Origin of the sequence: Nostoc cycadae WK-1 (assembly GCF_002897135.1) — a bacterium.
GTDB lineage: Bacteria > Cyanobacteriota > Cyanobacteriia > Cyanobacteriales > Nostocaceae > Nostoc_B.
Map to the genome: position 1 here is coordinate 155892 of NZ_DF978433.1, position 14978 is coordinate 170869.

The 14978-nt window shown below is 42.6% G+C and carries 19 protein-coding genes; all 19 read right to left on the reverse strand.

Translation table 11 applies throughout. From position 1 onward, the window contains the following. Positions 1-96: 96 nt before the first annotated feature. The 19 genes from NCWK1_RS19445 to secY all read right to left on the reverse strand — a co-directional run bounded on the left by NCWK1_RS19445 (position 97) and on the right by secY (position 14959). Positions 97-879 (reverse strand): peptidase, encoded by a 783-nt coding sequence (locus NCWK1_RS19445; protein ID WP_103125858.1) that lies wholly within the window; start codon positions 877-879, stop codon positions 97-99. 10 nt (positions 880-889) lie between these two features. After that, positions 890-1123 (reverse strand): preprotein translocase subunit SecG, encoded by a 234-nt coding sequence (secG, locus tag NCWK1_RS19450; RefSeq protein WP_096584494.1) that lies wholly within the window; start codon positions 1121-1123, stop codon positions 890-892. 81 nt (positions 1124-1204) lie between these two features. After that, positions 1205-2803, reverse strand: coding sequence for a 2,3-bisphosphoglycerate-independent phosphoglycerate mutase (gpmI, locus tag NCWK1_RS19455; RefSeq protein WP_103125892.1), 1599 nt, complete (start codon positions 2801-2803; stop codon positions 1205-1207). A gap of 213 nt (positions 2804-3016) precedes the next feature. Beyond that, positions 3017-4711: an ABC-F family ATP-binding cassette domain-containing protein gene (locus NCWK1_RS19460; RefSeq protein WP_096584497.1), complete on the reverse strand. Its 1695-nt coding sequence runs from the start codon at positions 4709-4711 to the stop codon at positions 3017-3019. A gap of 133 nt (positions 4712-4844) precedes the next feature. After that, a complete protein-coding gene (locus NCWK1_RS19465) occupies positions 4845-5636 on the reverse strand; it encodes an Rpn family recombination-promoting nuclease/putative transposase (RefSeq protein WP_103125893.1) in 792 nt (263 codons plus the stop codon). A gap of 34 nt (positions 5637-5670) precedes the next feature. Continuing rightward, on the reverse strand, positions 5671-6171 hold the full coding sequence (locus NCWK1_RS19470) for a hypothetical protein (RefSeq protein ID WP_103125859.1): 501 nt from the start codon (positions 6169-6171) through the stop codon (positions 5671-5673). Positions 6172-6331: 160 nt separating this feature from the next. Further along, complete coding sequence (prfA, locus tag NCWK1_RS19475) at positions 6332-7432, reverse strand: peptide chain release factor 1 (protein ID WP_096584504.1); 1101 nt, start codon at positions 7430-7432, stop codon at positions 6332-6334. 96 nt (positions 7433-7528) lie between these two features. After that, positions 7529-7768, reverse strand: coding sequence for a 50S ribosomal protein L31 (gene rpmE, locus NCWK1_RS19480; protein WP_096584508.1), 240 nt, complete (start codon positions 7766-7768; stop codon positions 7529-7531). Between the two features lie 218 nt (positions 7769-7986). After that, positions 7987-8403 (reverse strand): 30S ribosomal protein S9, encoded by a 417-nt coding sequence (gene rpsI, locus NCWK1_RS19485; RefSeq protein ID WP_096584511.1) that lies wholly within the window; start codon positions 8401-8403, stop codon positions 7987-7989. Beyond that, positions 8403-8858: a 50S ribosomal protein L13 gene (rplM, locus tag NCWK1_RS19490; RefSeq protein ID WP_096584514.1), complete on the reverse strand. Its 456-nt coding sequence runs from the start codon at positions 8856-8858 to the stop codon at positions 8403-8405. The genes rpsI and rplM overlap by 1 nt, the downstream gene beginning before the upstream one ends. Positions 8859-8922: 64 nt before the next feature. Further along, on the reverse strand, positions 8923-9744 hold the full coding sequence (gene truA / locus NCWK1_RS19495) for a tRNA pseudouridine(38-40) synthase TruA (protein WP_096584517.1): 822 nt from the start codon (positions 9742-9744) through the stop codon (positions 8923-8925). Between the two features lie 67 nt (positions 9745-9811). Continuing rightward, positions 9812-10162, reverse strand: coding sequence for a 50S ribosomal protein L17 (gene rplQ / locus NCWK1_RS19500; RefSeq protein ID WP_096584519.1), 351 nt, complete (start codon positions 10160-10162; stop codon positions 9812-9814). Positions 10163-10195: 33 nt separating this feature from the next. Then, positions 10196-11143, reverse strand: a complete 948-nt coding sequence (locus tag NCWK1_RS19505; protein WP_015113408.1) for a DNA-directed RNA polymerase subunit alpha — start codon at positions 11141-11143, stop codon at positions 10196-10198. A 316-nt stretch (positions 11144-11459) separates the two neighbouring features. After that, positions 11460-11855, reverse strand: coding sequence for a 30S ribosomal protein S11 (rpsK, locus tag NCWK1_RS19510; protein ID WP_015113409.1), 396 nt, complete (start codon positions 11853-11855; stop codon positions 11460-11462). Between the two features lie 54 nt (positions 11856-11909). Then, positions 11910-12290, reverse strand: a complete 381-nt coding sequence (rpsM, locus tag NCWK1_RS19515) for a 30S ribosomal protein S13 (protein ID WP_096584522.1) — start codon at positions 12288-12290, stop codon at positions 11910-11912. A 125-nt stretch (positions 12291-12415) separates the two neighbouring features. Further along, positions 12416-12529: a 50S ribosomal protein L36 gene (rpmJ, locus tag NCWK1_RS19520; RefSeq protein WP_015113411.1), complete on the reverse strand. Its 114-nt coding sequence runs from the start codon at positions 12527-12529 to the stop codon at positions 12416-12418. 135 nt (positions 12530-12664) lie between these two features. Beyond that, a complete protein-coding gene (gene infA, locus NCWK1_RS19525; protein WP_006276978.1) occupies positions 12665-12889 on the reverse strand; it encodes a translation initiation factor IF-1 in 225 nt (74 codons plus the stop codon). Between the two features lie 202 nt (positions 12890-13091). Next, complete coding sequence (locus NCWK1_RS19530) at positions 13092-13646, reverse strand: adenylate kinase (RefSeq protein ID WP_103125860.1); 555 nt, start codon at positions 13644-13646, stop codon at positions 13092-13094. Beyond that, positions 13646-14959, reverse strand: a complete 1314-nt coding sequence (gene secY / locus NCWK1_RS19535) for a preprotein translocase subunit SecY (protein ID WP_096584527.1) — start codon at positions 14957-14959, stop codon at positions 13646-13648. The genes NCWK1_RS19530 and secY overlap by 1 nt, the downstream gene beginning before the upstream one ends. Between the last annotated feature and the right edge of the window lie 19 nt (positions 14960-14978).

Sequence of the window (14978 nt, forward strand, 5' to 3'; positions counted from 1 at the left end):
CTTTCAAGACTTAACGGGAAAAGTCAGGTTTATACAAAGATTCAGGTAGCTGTACGCTCAAGTTAGTCATAGGATTTTTCCTACTATATGTGACTATTAGTAGCCTTTTGACTTGAATAATCTATCTGTTGATAAATTCATCTTTGAATTATCCTTTAAAGTCCATCCTAAACTTGTTGGCTGTTGATAAACTCGCTTTAAGGTATTCACATCTCTAGCTGAAATAGTCGGCGGGTTGCGGACTTGGGAAAAATATAAAGCATCAGTTTGTAATGTACTATGACCCCAAATTCCCAAGGCGTGGCCAAGTTCATGGCGTGCAGCAGCAACGACATAATTACCTGTCTGACTAGGACTCAAGAGAATAGTAAAACGGTGTAATAAAACATTGTTGCTGGTATACAACTGGTATGTAGTTAAAGCAGAACGCGCACGGGGAATTTTTTTATCTGATGATAATTGTAATGGTGGTGCTTTTCTTTCAATTTGGATATCAGCAATTTCTGGCTTTTTTACTAATGTTAAAGGCAAATACATACTCCATTCCTGTACAGCCTGCGAAACACTTTTTACCCATGTTTCTGTCTGTTGATTGCTAACATTTATTGGTCGTTCTATATAAACTTGAACGGGAAATTTTGACCAAACTAAATAACCTATTTCAGTTGTTGCAACTTGAGAAAAGTAATCACCACTATTTTGACTATCTTTCCACTGAGCTAGTGTACCTGGTAGGTAATGAAGTTTTGGGGTAGGTGGAGATACGGCGCTGGATGGAAAGTTCGCCAAAATAATTAACAGCCCTGTACTTATAGTTAATACAAGGGCTGTTAGGAATTTTTTAATATTTAACATCGGGTTTAGGGTAATTTTCCCCATTTCCCTATCCTTATTTAGGTAGCCAACCTGCACTTAACACCACTGTTAAACCGAGAAAAATTACTGTCAAAGCCCAAGTAATTCGGTTTAAGGTGTTTTCTGCACTCTTGGTGCTGCTAAATAATTGTGCTTGTCCACCAATAGCACCAATGCCATCACCCTTGGGACTATGCAGTAATACTAAAACAATTAGTCCAACGGCGGCTAATGACCAAACAATTTGTACGATATTTGTAACTGTCATGTTAGCAATCTCATTTATAACGGTTTAAAAACAGAAAAATCAGCACAGAGAAAACAGTTAGCTGTTTTCTCTGAAACTTATTTACAGACCAATTGGCATAGGGGTACGATCGCGTTTAAGGTCAAATTCGATTGGTTTGACGAGCGATCGCCCGGTCATTTCTGGTGGCTGAGGCAGCTGTAAAATATCCAGAATGGTAGGTGCAATGTCCGCCAGTTTGCCATCGCTACGCAGTTCGACATTTGTTCCATGTCCCGGAATTTTGGCTTTTTCGCCTTCCACCAAAATCATGGGTACTGGGTTGGTAGTATGCGCCGTCCAGGAATTACCCTCTTCATCTAGCATATACTCAGCGTTGCCGTGGTCGGCGGTAATAATTGTTGTCCCGCCAGCTTTGATAATGCTTTCGAGGAGGCGACCCACACAGCGGTCAACTTCTTCAATTGCCGTGATTGTGGCTGGTATTTGACCAGTATGCCCTACCATATCTGGGTTAGCATAGTTAATCACAACGAGAGAGTATATACCTTTTTGAATGGCGGCGATCGCTACGTCTGTGACAGCAGCGGCTGACATAGTTGGGGCTTTGTCGTAGGTCGCTACCATTGGACTACTGACAAGTTCTCGGTCTTCCCCTGGAAAAGGTTCTTCTAAACCACCGTTAAAGAAATAAGTAACGTGGGCGTATTTTTCTGTTTCGGCGGTACGTAACTGCTTCAAACCATGATTAGCAATGACTTCACCGAGAATATTAGTTAAATTCTGCGGCTCAAAAGCTACTGTTACTGGTAGGTCTGAATCGTACTGGGTAAAAGTAACAAAGGATAGTGGCTGAATTTGCTGTCGTTCAAAGCCTGTAAATTCAGAACTGACAAAGGCTTGAGTTAATTGTCTAGCACGGTCAGGGCGGAAGTTGAAAAATATTACCCCATCTCCTGGTTCAACTGCGCCAGGAGCAATGCGAACTGGGTTAATAAATTCGTCTGTCACCCCTTCGGCGTAAGATGCTTGCAAGACTTGTGCGGCTGTGCGCCCATCGCCTGCGCCATCTTGGGTCATGACATCATACGCCCGTTTGACTCTATCCCAACGGCGATCGCGATCCATCGCGTAGTAACGGCCGCTGAGGGTAGCGATGCGCCCAATTCCTACACGATCAATGTAATCTTGCAGTTGTTGAATTGCTTTGATCCCTTCGCTAGGGGAAGTATCCCGACCATCGGCGATCGCATGAATACAAACTTCTGAAATTCGCTGTTCCTTGGCTAAGTCAAGTAGTCCGAACAGGTGGGTAATATGCGAGTGTACCCCTCCATCAGAACAAAGACCCACTAAGTGCAACTTGCCATTTTGAGAACGAACTTCCTGGCAAATTTTGACCAGTGCAGGGTTACTGAGGATTGAACCGTCTTCCACTGCATCGGAGATGCGTACAAGCTCTTGTGGAACAACTCGCCCAGCGCCGATATTCAAATGACCAACTTCTGAGTTACCCATTTGACCATCTGGCAAGCCTACGGCTTTTCCTGATGTGCGGATGAGGGTGTGCGGGTACGCCACCCACAAGCTGTCCATAATCGGCGTTTTCGCCGCCACAATAGCGTTTCCTCGCGTCTCCTCGCAGTAGCCCCATCCGTCTAAAATGACTAGCACCACAGGAGCAACAGGTGCCTTGGTCATAATAAAATTGCCCTTTACTTTTTGTAATACCCGAATGATACCACTGCTAACCACAGCTGCAAGTGAATTTCTGCTTATTAACTTGTTTTATAACTTATTGACAGATTTTTTAGATTTTTTTTACTTTTTGCAACTGTTACATATATTTTGTGATATTCCAGGTTGGTTAATTAGTTAGTAGTAAACCTAGGATGATACTACTAACTTGATATTTTATTTTTTCTTACTGCCAGCCTTGGCTGCTTTGGCTGCTTTCTTAGCAGCTTTTTCCGCAGCTATCGCATCTAATTTTGCTTGTTCTTTCTCTTCGGCAATTTTATCCAGGTAGTAGTGATAATCTCCTAAATAAACTCGGAATTCACCATCCCGAATTTCCACAATTTTGTTAGCTACCTGAGAAATAAAATAACGGTCGTGGGAAACTACAATTGCCGTCCCATCATAGTTTTGCAGCGCTTCTTCCAACATTTCTTTGGCGGGAATATCTAGATGGTTGGTAGGCTCATCTAAAATCAGTAAATTGGCTGGACGCAAGAGCATTTTTGCCAATGCTAAACGCGCTTTCTCTCCTCCACTTAAGGCTTCAACACATTTAAATACAGTGTCGCCAGTGAATAAGAATTTGCCCAGGAGGGTGCGGACTTCTTCGTTTTTCCAGTCAGGAACTTCATCATGAATAGTTTCCATAACTGTCTTTTTCAAGTCCAAAGCTTCGGCTTGATTTTGCTCAAAGTAACCAGGAATTACATTATGATCGCCTAAGCTAACAGTACCTTCGGTGGCTGGTTCCGTACCCATAATTATTCGCAATAGGGTAGATTTTCCCGCACCGTTGGGGCCTAAAAAGGCAATGCGATCGCCTCTTTCAATCAGCAGATTCGCTCCTAGAAATAAGATTTTATCATCGTAGGTATGAGTTAAATCTTTAATCGTCACAACCTCCCGTCCACTGCGAGGCGCTGGGGGAAAGCGAAAATGCAAAGTTCTCACTCCCGCGGTGGGTGCTTCGATGCGCTCAATTTTGTCTAGTTGTTTTTCCCGGCTTTTGGCTTGGGTACTGCGGGTAGCACTGGCACGGAATCGATCAACAAAGGCTTGCTGTTTCTCAAGTTCTTTTTGCTGGCGTTCGTAAGCACTCAGTTGTGCTGATTGATTTTCGGCTTTTTGTTGCAAGTACGCCGTGTAGTTACCCAGGTAGGTGCTAGAAACGCCGCGTTCAGTTTCGACAATTTGCGTGCAGAGGCGGTCTAAAAATTCTCGGTCATGGGAAACTATCACCATCGGCGTTGTTAAGCCTTTGAGGTAAGTTTCTAGCCACTCAATGGTTTCTAAGTCTAAATGGTTTGTCGGCTCGTCTAACAGCAGTAAATCGGGTGCTTGCAGCAGAATTTTACCCAAACTCATCCGCATTTGCCAACCACCAGAGAAAGCACTAACGAGGCGATCGCCATCTTCTTGGTCAAATCCCATCTCTGGTAAAATCTTACCGATGCGTGCTTCTAAACCGTAACCATCCAAAGCTTCAAACTGACGCTGCAAACGATCCAACTTGTGAATCAGTCGATCCAATTCCTCTGGTGTCGCAGTTTGCATATCGTGCTGTACATCTGTCAGAGATAGCTGTACTTCGTTTGCTTCTTTAAATACTGTCCAAAATTCTTCTCTAACGGTGCGGCTGGGATCGACTTCAAACTCTTGATTGAGGTAAGCGATATGTAAACTAGCAGGACGAATGATTTCGCCAGCGGTAGGTTCCATTTCCCCAGAGATAATTTTCAACTGGGTAGATTTTCCCGCACCGTTAACGCCGACTAAGCCAATGCGATCGCCTGGTTTGACTTCCCAGTTGATATCCTTGAGGACTTCGCCTGTTGGATAAATTTTACTGATATGTTCGAGTCGCAGCATCGAGTTTCTCTCAGGTAGGAAATAGATGGTTAAGGACGAAGTACCAACACCGTGTCCAATATTAACAAAAATTAACCAAGAATTCCTCCTAGTAAGTTGTAATTAACCTCAACTACCACTGAATTTTGGTTACTTACAAATTTTGTGCAGCTTGCTTTACTTCTTCAATACTTAAACTAAGCTCCTCCGCTACTTGTTCCACTGTCAAACCCAGTTTCAAAAAGCGAGTGACCATTCTTAGCTTTTCTTGACGCTGACCTTCTTCCTTCCCTTCCTGAAAAACATCCTGAAAATATCTGGTATTTTTTAATTCACTGATGCTAAACATTTTCTCCATCTCCTCTTTAGTCATCGTGGGAAACTTGTATAACAAGATTGTCTCTATTAATTGTAATAATTGCTGTTGTTTTATTGGTGAGTTTATTTCTAATCTTGTCCTTTCGATTAAATCTCTAGCCTCTATTATTGCTGTGTCTTCAGATGTGACAATTAATTTAACAGTTGCAATGCCAATTGGTAGCGACGGTTCAGAGCTTAATTCATCCAGATAAATACACCTAACTCGCTGACTAATAAAAAATTCTCTGTAGTGCTTGATATCTCCTATGTCTATACTTCTGCTTGGGTATAAAACAACAGCACTCCAATCATTGACAGGTTGATTTTGACGCAAATACAAGCAGATTTCGGCAATCAAGCGCGAATAAATCTTTGTATCTACTTGAAACTGTACTTCCACAAAATAAATTGGCTGATCAATTTCAATATTCGGAACAAATACACCATCAATTCTGAATGCTGTTTGTTTAATTTCAACTGACGAAAATTGGTAAATACTAGCAGTATCAGGAGAATCCCCAATCAGTTCAAAGAAGATATCGGGAAATTCTTGAAATAGGCGATAAAATACGCTGTCTGTTTTCACAGATGGATAAGAGTAGATAATTTTACATAAATAATTATGTCCCTGTTTGCGCTTCTCCACCATCCCGCACTTCTTGGACACGCTCTTTGGATATCCCTAATACCCGTGATATCGGCGCTAACAAATTATCATCAATAGCTTCTCCCGCATAAATATTATTGAGTTCTGTAGGAGAAATTTTAAAGGTATCGCAGAATTTAGCAAATTCCTGATTATTGAGGTCAAGTTCTTTTTGTCGCTCTTGTAATAACAGTGCGATCGCTCTCATTCCAAACTTAGGACGTTCACTAACTTTTATATATTTCTGTACTAAATAATTAACTTTACTCGTATCACCACCAGTCTTTTTAAGTAAATCACTACAAGCTTTCTTGAGAGCTTTTTTTAAAACTTCTTCTTCATTTAAAAAATAAAGAATTTCATTCACATATTCTTGCTTAAAGAAACCAACTAAACTCCCTTTATGATAAATAGGTATATAAGATGTTTCTGTATGAGATTGCCAATCTGAAGGTTCATTACGTAACAAGGACATAGCTGCACCTATAAAAATTTAATGCTCACCATTTTAAAACTATTTATATGTGTGTAACTATGTATATTTGCTGAAACAAGTTCAAATTAAAAAACCGTCTGTGGATTAAAGATAAAACACACCAGACGGTTTTCAGTTAAATTAATTTTCAAAACAAAGGTTAGTTCATATTTCCAGAAGTTGCTAACTCCGCTAACCGTTCTTGCTGATCTTGAGAGATGCAAGATTGAATCACTGTCTCTAAATCACCTTCCAGAACAGGATTTAAGGAGAAGTTTTGACCTAAGCGGTGGTCGGTCACACGGTTATCTTTATAGTTATAAGTGCGAATCTTTTCCGATCGCGATCCTGTACCAACTTGCGATCGCCGCATCGAAGTTACTTCCTCTTGTTGTTCGCGTAACTTCATTTCGTACAGTTTCGCCCGCAAAATTTGCATCGCCCGCTCTTTGTTTTGCAACTGGCTGCGCTCTTCTGTACAGAAAATTCGTATTCCTGTCGGTTTGTGCATTAAGTCAACGGCTGTTTCCACCTTGTTGACGTTTTGTCCACCAGCACCGCCAGAACGAGCCGTGGTCATTTCAATATCTTTGGGGTCAATGTGAATTTCCACGTCATCCACTTCTGGCATAATTGCGATCGTGGCTGTAGATGTGTGAACCCGTCCTCCCGCCTCGGTGACTGGTACACGCTGTACGCGATGCACTCCAGCTTCAAACTTTAACTGGCTGTAAACGTTGTCACCTTTAATTTCGAGAATGACTTCTTTCCAACCGCCCATTTCTCCCAAAGATTCGCTGACGAGCGAAACTTTCCAACCTTGAGTTTGAGCGTAACGAGTATACATCCGCATCAAGTCGCCAGCCCAAATACTCGCTTCATCACCACCAGTCCCAGCACGGATTTCCAACATGATATTTTTCTCATCGTTGGGGTCGCGGGGCAGTAATAATATTTTTAAGCGAGCCTCTAAGTATTCTATTTTTTCTTCTAATTCACTAACTTCCAGTGCTGCCATTTCTTGCATTTCTGGGTCACTGGCTGCTTCTTTATAAACTTGACGCGCTCCCATTAAGTCTTCTTGGGATACTTTCCAAGTTTCATAGGTATTCACTACCTCTTCCAAAGAAGAACGAGCCTTAGCTATTTGCTGATACTCATCAGGGTTTTTTGCGGTATCCGGATCAGCAAGGCGGCGTGTCAGTTCATTAAAGGTTTGTTCAACAGATTTTAATTTCTCCAGCAGGTATGATTCAGCCATGACGAGTGCGATCGCTCCTTAAAATAACAACTTGGCTCAAAAAATGACAATCGACCCAGCATTCGCAGGGTCGTCGTTAACAGCAGAGCCAAACCGCTACTTTTTCTTTTTGGTGCCGGAGTCTTGCTCGCTTGACTTACCGTATTTCCGCAAGAAGCGTTCTACGCGACCTTCTGTGTCAATAATTTTTTGAGTACCAGTATAAAAAGGGTGATTTCCAGACCAAAGGTCTACGTGTAATTCTGGTTTAGTAGAACCCACGGTCATCACAACTTGACCGTTACAGTAGACTTTAGCTTCTGGATACCACTGGGGATGAATATCAGGTTTAGCCATTGTTCCTTTTGTGGTGAATCTATATAAATTATAACTTTTTGATCGAGTTAAAGATGAGGGCGCGGAAGTCAAAAGGGAAAACGCTTTTGGCTTTTAACTCCAAAGGAGTTCGCCACTTGCTTCTTCTAATCGGAGACGCTGCGCGAACAAGTCGGTAAAATCGCCCAAGGCAGTGGCTCACTGCTGACTTTTGACTTTTCCATACCCAACCCAGTAACTTATCGTTTTGAGTACTGAGGAGCTTTCCGAGCTTTGTGCAAACCATATTTTTTGCGTTCCTTAGCTCTAGGATCACGAGTTAAATAACCTTCGGTTTTTAACGGTGAGCGATTTTCTGGGTCTAGTTGGCACAAAGCGCGAGCAACACCCAAACGGATGGAATCAGCTTGACCAGTTAAGCCACCACCTTCCGCTTTGACCAAGATGTCATATTCGCTTTCTAGGCCCAGCGTTTCTAAAGGGGCTTTAATGACTCCCAAGTAATTAGCATTGAATTGGAAGTATAAATCCCCTGCTTTGCCATTGACTGTCAATTGACCGCTACCAGGAACAAGGCGTACTCTTGCTACTGCGGATTTACGGCGGCCAGTACCCCAGTACACGGCACGGCCGCTATTGGCTTCTGCTACTACCATTAGCTTTCTTCTCCAGGAATTGTACTAATCTTTAATTCTTTAGGTTGTTGAGCTTCGTGGGGATGAGTCGGCCCAGCATAAACTTTGAGCTTGGTAAACAACTGTCGACCCAAGCTATTTTTAGGTAGCATACCTTTAATCGCGTGTTCTATAATCCTTTCGGGTACACGCTGTTGCAGCTTGGCAAAAGTTTCGGTCTTCATCCCACCAGGACGACCAGAATGGCGACGATAAAGTTTTTGAGTCCGCTTTTTACCTGTGACTGCGATTTTTTCGGCGTTAATCACAATCACAAAGTCACCTGTGTCTATATGAGGTGTATATTCAGGTTTCTTTTTGCCTCGGAGAATCATAGCGATTTCGGTAGCGAGGCGACCAAGACGTTGGTCAGTAGCATCTACTACGTACCAATCATGCTCAAGAGAAGCTTGAGGAGGAAGGTAGGTTTTACTCATGTTTGTTTGTCCTTTGTAATTCGTCCTTTGTCTTTCGTCATTACCAATGACCTATGACTATTGACTAAAAACTAAATTTTGGCTGGGTATCGTACCAAATATCTGGAGAAAAAGGAAAATCATGATAGCCGACTCGCAACAAGCACAAACCCTGAGCAGGTGCGGCATATTTTACTTCTTCTCGGCGTTCTTCTTGCCAAATTTCGGCGAAGTTAGCCAAGGTTCGCTGTCCAGTCCCTACTTGTACTAGCATTCCCACAAGCAGCCTGACCATACCGTATAAAAATCCATCTGCTTGAATTTCTATATTGAGCAATGACCCACTACGATGGCATTCTGCGGCTTGTACTTCTACCCAAGAATGCGATCGCTTGGAGCCTGCCCGATGGAAGGCCGCTAAATGATGCTTACCCAGCAGAGGCTTCATAGCAGACTGGATTAATAATTCATCCAGAGGCTGATGATAATAATGCCAACTGAAGGGCTTAACGAACAAATTTGGTCGTTTTTCAGTGTATATCGTGTAGCGGTATCGCCGATAAGCTGCGCTAAAACGCGCGTGCCAGGCGTTACTTACGGCTGCTGAAGCCCTGATGATGATGTCTGGCGGCAGATAACTATTGATAACTGCTGACCATTTGTGAGCCGGGATTAAACCTGTAGCATCAAAATGGGCTACTTGTGCAGCCGCATGAACTCCAGCATCAGTACGTCCTGCTCCATGCAGTGTGACATGATAACCAAGAATACTCGCGATCGCTGTTTCGATTTCTTCTTGGACTGTACGCTGACTATTTTGTCTTTGCCAGCCATGAAAATGAGTACCTAGGTATTGAATTACCAAGGCTACTCGCTGAGTTTGTTTCGGCTGGTCAGTTTCTTGCATACAGATTTTGTGTCATTCGTCATTCGTCTCAATAATTTTGACTTTTGACTTTTGACTTTTGACTTACTTACACCAGTTCAATAATTGCCATTTCGGCATTGTCTCCGCGCCGAGGCACAGTATGGAGAATCCGGGTGTAACCACCACTGCGATTACCATACCGAGTAGGAGCTTGCTCAAACAAAGCATGAACCAGTTGTTTGTCATATATGTAACCTAAAGCTGCTCGACGTGATGCTAAGGAGCCGTCTTTAGCTAAGGTAATCATTTTATCTACTTCACTTCGTAAAGCTTTCGCTCTGATCAAAGTGGTGGTAATTCGACCATGACGAATTAGCTCAGTGGCTAAGGTACGCAGCAGAGCGCGACGCTGGTCAGCTGGTTTACCAAGTTTTTTAACCCGACAACGGTGGCGCATAATAGTGGACTATGAACTATGAAAGGTTTTGCTTTAGCTGTGTTTGGAGCTTCTTTCTTGCGGTAAGGTAATTCCCAAGCGTCGTTGCAGGGCTTCTACAACTTCTTCCGCAGATTTTTGACCAAAGTTTTTGATTTCTAACAGATCTTCTTGGGTAAAATCCAATAAGTCTGCCACAGAATTAACTTGTGCGCGTTTGAGACAGTTATATGCCCGCACAGAAAGTTGTAATTCTTCGATGGGAATCTGAGCAGTTGGGTCATCTGGAACGTCAGAACCAATATCTGTTGGTTCTAAAGAAATATCTTTCAGTGGGTTGAACAAATCTACCAAAATACTGGCAGCTGAGGATAGTGCTTCTTGGGGAGAAACACTACCATTCGTCCAAACTTCTAATAACAATCTGTCTTTTGTAATCGAGCCATCGGCACGGGCTTCTTCAACGCTGTAGTTGACTTTTCGTACTGGCATAAATACCGAGTCGATTTGCAAGAAGTCCAAAGATGTAGCTTCTTCTCTTCCTCTTTCTACAGTGCGATAACCCTTGCCTCTTTCGATCCGAAATTCCATTTCCAGCTTCCCGCCCTCAGCTAGAGTAGCGACATACTGGGTAGGATCAACAACTTCTACTTCACTTGGCAAATCAAAATGGGCTGCTGTGACTGTTGCTGGCCCAGTAACAAGTAATCTGCCAATTTGGGGTTGAGAAGAATAGCTTTTGAGAATGACTTCTTTCATTCTCATCAAAATTTCTAGCACGTCTTCTCGCACACCTGGAACTGTGGCAAACTCGTGTGTAACACCAGCAATTCTGACTGCGGTAACGGCTGTCCCTTCCAAATTAGACAGTAACACTCGCCTTAGTGCATTACCAACAGTTGTCCCTTGACCACGCTCTAGGGGTTCTAAGACAAACTTGCTGTAATGGCTCCGACTTTCCTCTGTACTAGACTCTACACATTCAATTTGAAACTGCGCCACGGAGTAGCCTCCCTTAATTAAGGTGCTGCTAACAATTAATTGCCTATTCAATTTGCTTTTGCCCTAAGCTTTCTGTAGGTTGTTCAAACTGCCAACACTATGATGGCAATGTTTGATTTCCTAATTTTGCCTACGGACGATTATCCATAAATATGGCGTTTGAGAAAATACAGCAGCTCTCCCTCTGGGAAGAGCTAACTGGCTTTTTCCCGCTCAAGCCATCAGAAGTTATTTTGTCTTCACATCAAAGCTTTGGTAGCTATTACAGGTGAATTTCTGATTAAACTTCTTGTTTTTGTTGCCCTAAAAGTTCTATCTAGACTCGGCGGCGCTTTGGTGGACGGCAACCATTATGAGGAATTGGAGTAATATCCCGAATAAGTGTAATTTCCAGTCCTGCTCCTTGAAGGGCGCGAATTGCAGTTTCTCTACCTGCACCAGGGCCACTGACCATCACCTCAATTTGACGCATTCCTTGATCAATAGCTCGTCGGGCTGCGCTTTCAGCAGCGGTTTGTGCAGCAAAGGGAGTTCCCTTTTTAGCTCCCTTAAAACCACTGGAACCAGCACTTGCCCAAGAAATGACATCGCCATTTTGATCGGTGATGGTGACAATGCTATTGTTGAAGGTAGATTGGATATAAGCAAGTCCGTTGGGTACGTTCCGCTTTTGCTTTTTACTCCCAGTTTTTTTAGTTGGTTGTCTCGCCATATTTGTTTAGTTAATTTAAGGAAAAACTTGCTCTGATGAGCAAGCAATGAACAATTATTTACCAGGAGCCTTCTTCTTACCAGCCACTGTCTGCCTTCTACCACGACGGGTTCTAGCATTAGTACGGGTTCTTTGTCCTCTGACTGGTAAACCCATACGGTGGCGGCGACCTCGGTAGGTGCCAATGTCAATTAAGCGCTTGATGTTCATACCTTCCAAGCGCCGCAAGTCACCTTCTACTTGATAGTTACTTTCTATTTCTGCACGTAGGGCTGCGACATCGGCATCACTTAAGTCTTTAACGCGGGTGTCTGGATTGACACCTGTAGCCGCCAGAATTTCCTGCGACCTTGATAATCCAATTCCATAAATGTAAGTCAGACCAATCTCAACGCGTTTATCGCGTGGCAGGTCTACGCCGGCAATACGTGCCACAATGAATTTCTCCCTGTTGTTCTCGCAAGTTCTCTTGGTTAAGATGTGGGTGATTGATACGCCACATCTAGAATTTTTTTGGTGATTTTTTCCTAGTCGCGGTTAACTCTCCAATACTGAGAGTGTTATCCTTGACGTTGTTTATGCTTGGGGTTAGAGCAAATCACCATAACGCGACCACGACGGCGAATCACGTTACACTTTTCACAAATTTTTTTGACAGAGGCTCGGACTTTCATGCCTTTTGTAATTGACTCCAAATATAAAATTATAGCATTTCTAGAAAAATATTACAGTTAAGTAAATGAGAATCTCCCAACAAGTTGATTTTATGGTAAGATCCTTCACATATAACTAATTTTTTCTGGATTTAATTATTTTTTCCGCAATCTATAGGTAATTCGGCCTTTTGTCAGGTCATAGGGAGTGAGTTCAACCTTGACGCGATCGCCTGGCAAAATTTTGATATAGTTGCGGCGGATCTTTCCAGAAATGTGTGCTAGTACATTAAACCCATTGTCCAAATCAACGCGAAACATCGCATTGGGTAAGGACTCAGTAACTGTACCTTCCATTTCAATCAAATCTTGCTTAGACAATTTTTTTGTTCCTCAACTCAACAATTTCCCATTCGGTTGCAGTATTCACCTGCAAAAGAACACAATTTGAGAAATATATCAACAGTTTATTAATATATCTTAGCTAAAATTGATCCGCATTCGGTTTTAAAACGGGAGTGAGGAATTGGGAGTAGTAGCTTATCAATTCCATACATCCCAATTACTACTCCTTAATCTCAAGCTAGGGAGCGAAAATGTTTTTCAATTCACTAGTGACTTCTTCTTGGGATTGATTACCATTAACTGTCAGCAGCCTTTCTCGCTGACTATAGTAATCAATCAATGGTGCTGTTTCATTGCGATACACTTCTAGACGACGACGAATTACCTCTTCGGTATCATCTTTTCGTCCTCTAGCTAGTAAACGTGAGATCACAATGTCATCTGGTGCATCTAAGTTAACTACTCTTTCGCCACCTTGAGCAGTTTTAGCCAGCAATTCTTCTAAAAAAGCTGCTTGTGTGACTTTGCGGGGAAAACCGTCTAAAATCCAGCCAGGTTTGGCATCTGATTGAGCTAAACGTTCTTCTACTAAGTCTTGCACCAACTGATCAGGAACTAACTCACCACTATCAACATAACTTTGAGCTTTAATTCCCAGAGGAGTTTGCTCTTTCATTGCTTGCCTCAATATTTCCCCAGTGGAAATATGAGGTATTTGCAGGTGTTCTGCCAAAACTTGAGCTTGAGTTCCTTTACCCGCCCCAGGTGGCCCCAAGAAGATTAATCGCGTCACTATTGTTTCACCATTCCTTCATAGCGCTGAGAGATAACGTAGGTTTGGACTTGTTTTGCTGTATCAATTGCCACACCAACAAGGATTAATAGTGAAGTAGCACCCAATCCCTTAAAGGTTGGTACTTTCAATGCACTTTCCACTGCTGTAGGAATAATCGCCACCAAGCCTAAAAATATCGCTCCCAAAAAAGTTAATCGGTTGATTACTCGTTCGATATACTCACTAGTCGCTTTACCTGGGCGAATTCCTGGAATACTAGAACCCATTTTTTTCAAGTTCTGAGCTACATCAACTGGGTTAACAATCAATGAAGAGTAGAAGTAGCTAAAGAAAACAATCGAAGTTAAGTAAACCAGAGCGTATACCCAAGGTGCAGAACCACCAGGACTGAGATAAGTATTGACGATATTCGCCAACTCAGGATTTTTTGTAAAATTGGCAATTAACAAAGGCAAACTGAGGATGGCGGCTGCAAAAATAATTGGCATGACACCACCAGAATTCAGCCGTAGGGGAAGATAGCTACGCTGTTCTGCCAATACTCTCCGGCCTACTTGACGACGAGCCGAAATAATTGGGATGCGGCGAATGCCTTCTTGCACAAATACAATCCCAACAATAGTTGCTAGGAATACCACCACTAGGACAATTACCCGACCCACAATTTCTCTACCGCCAACTTGTACTAAGTCAATGGTGTCCCCTAGAGATTTGGGTAGCGAAGCCACAATGTTGACAAAAATCAACAATGATGCGCCATTACCAATGCCACGTTCTGTGATCAGTTCGGATGCCCACATAACGAACATAGAACCTGCGGTAAGTGCGATCGCAGTTTCAGCTACAAATATAGGGCCTGGAGTTAAAGCAAATTGTTGGAGAAAAAAGGCAGAAAACGCTGTACTTTGGATAATTGCCCAACCTACAGTCACGTAGCGTGTAATTTGCGAAATTTTCCTTCGTCCTGCCTCGCCTTCGTTTTTCTGTAAATTTTCTAAAGATGGAATAGCCGCCGTCAGCAATTGGATAATAATGGACGCATTAATAAAGGGTAAAATCCCTAAAGCAAAGACTCCCAAAGTAGAAAGTCCACGCCCAGAAAAGATATCCAATAAACCAAATATGGAATTATTGCCGGAAATGGCTTCGTGGAATCTAGTTCTATCAATTCCTGGTACAGGTAAAAAGATACCTAGGCGAACCAAAATTAAAATACCGACAGTGACAAGCAGCCTGCCTCTAAGCCCAGCTGCTTGTGCCATCTGCATAAAAGTTTCTTGAGCCGTTGGGGCTTTATCTCGACTGATCATAGAGTGCTACCTTTGTCGT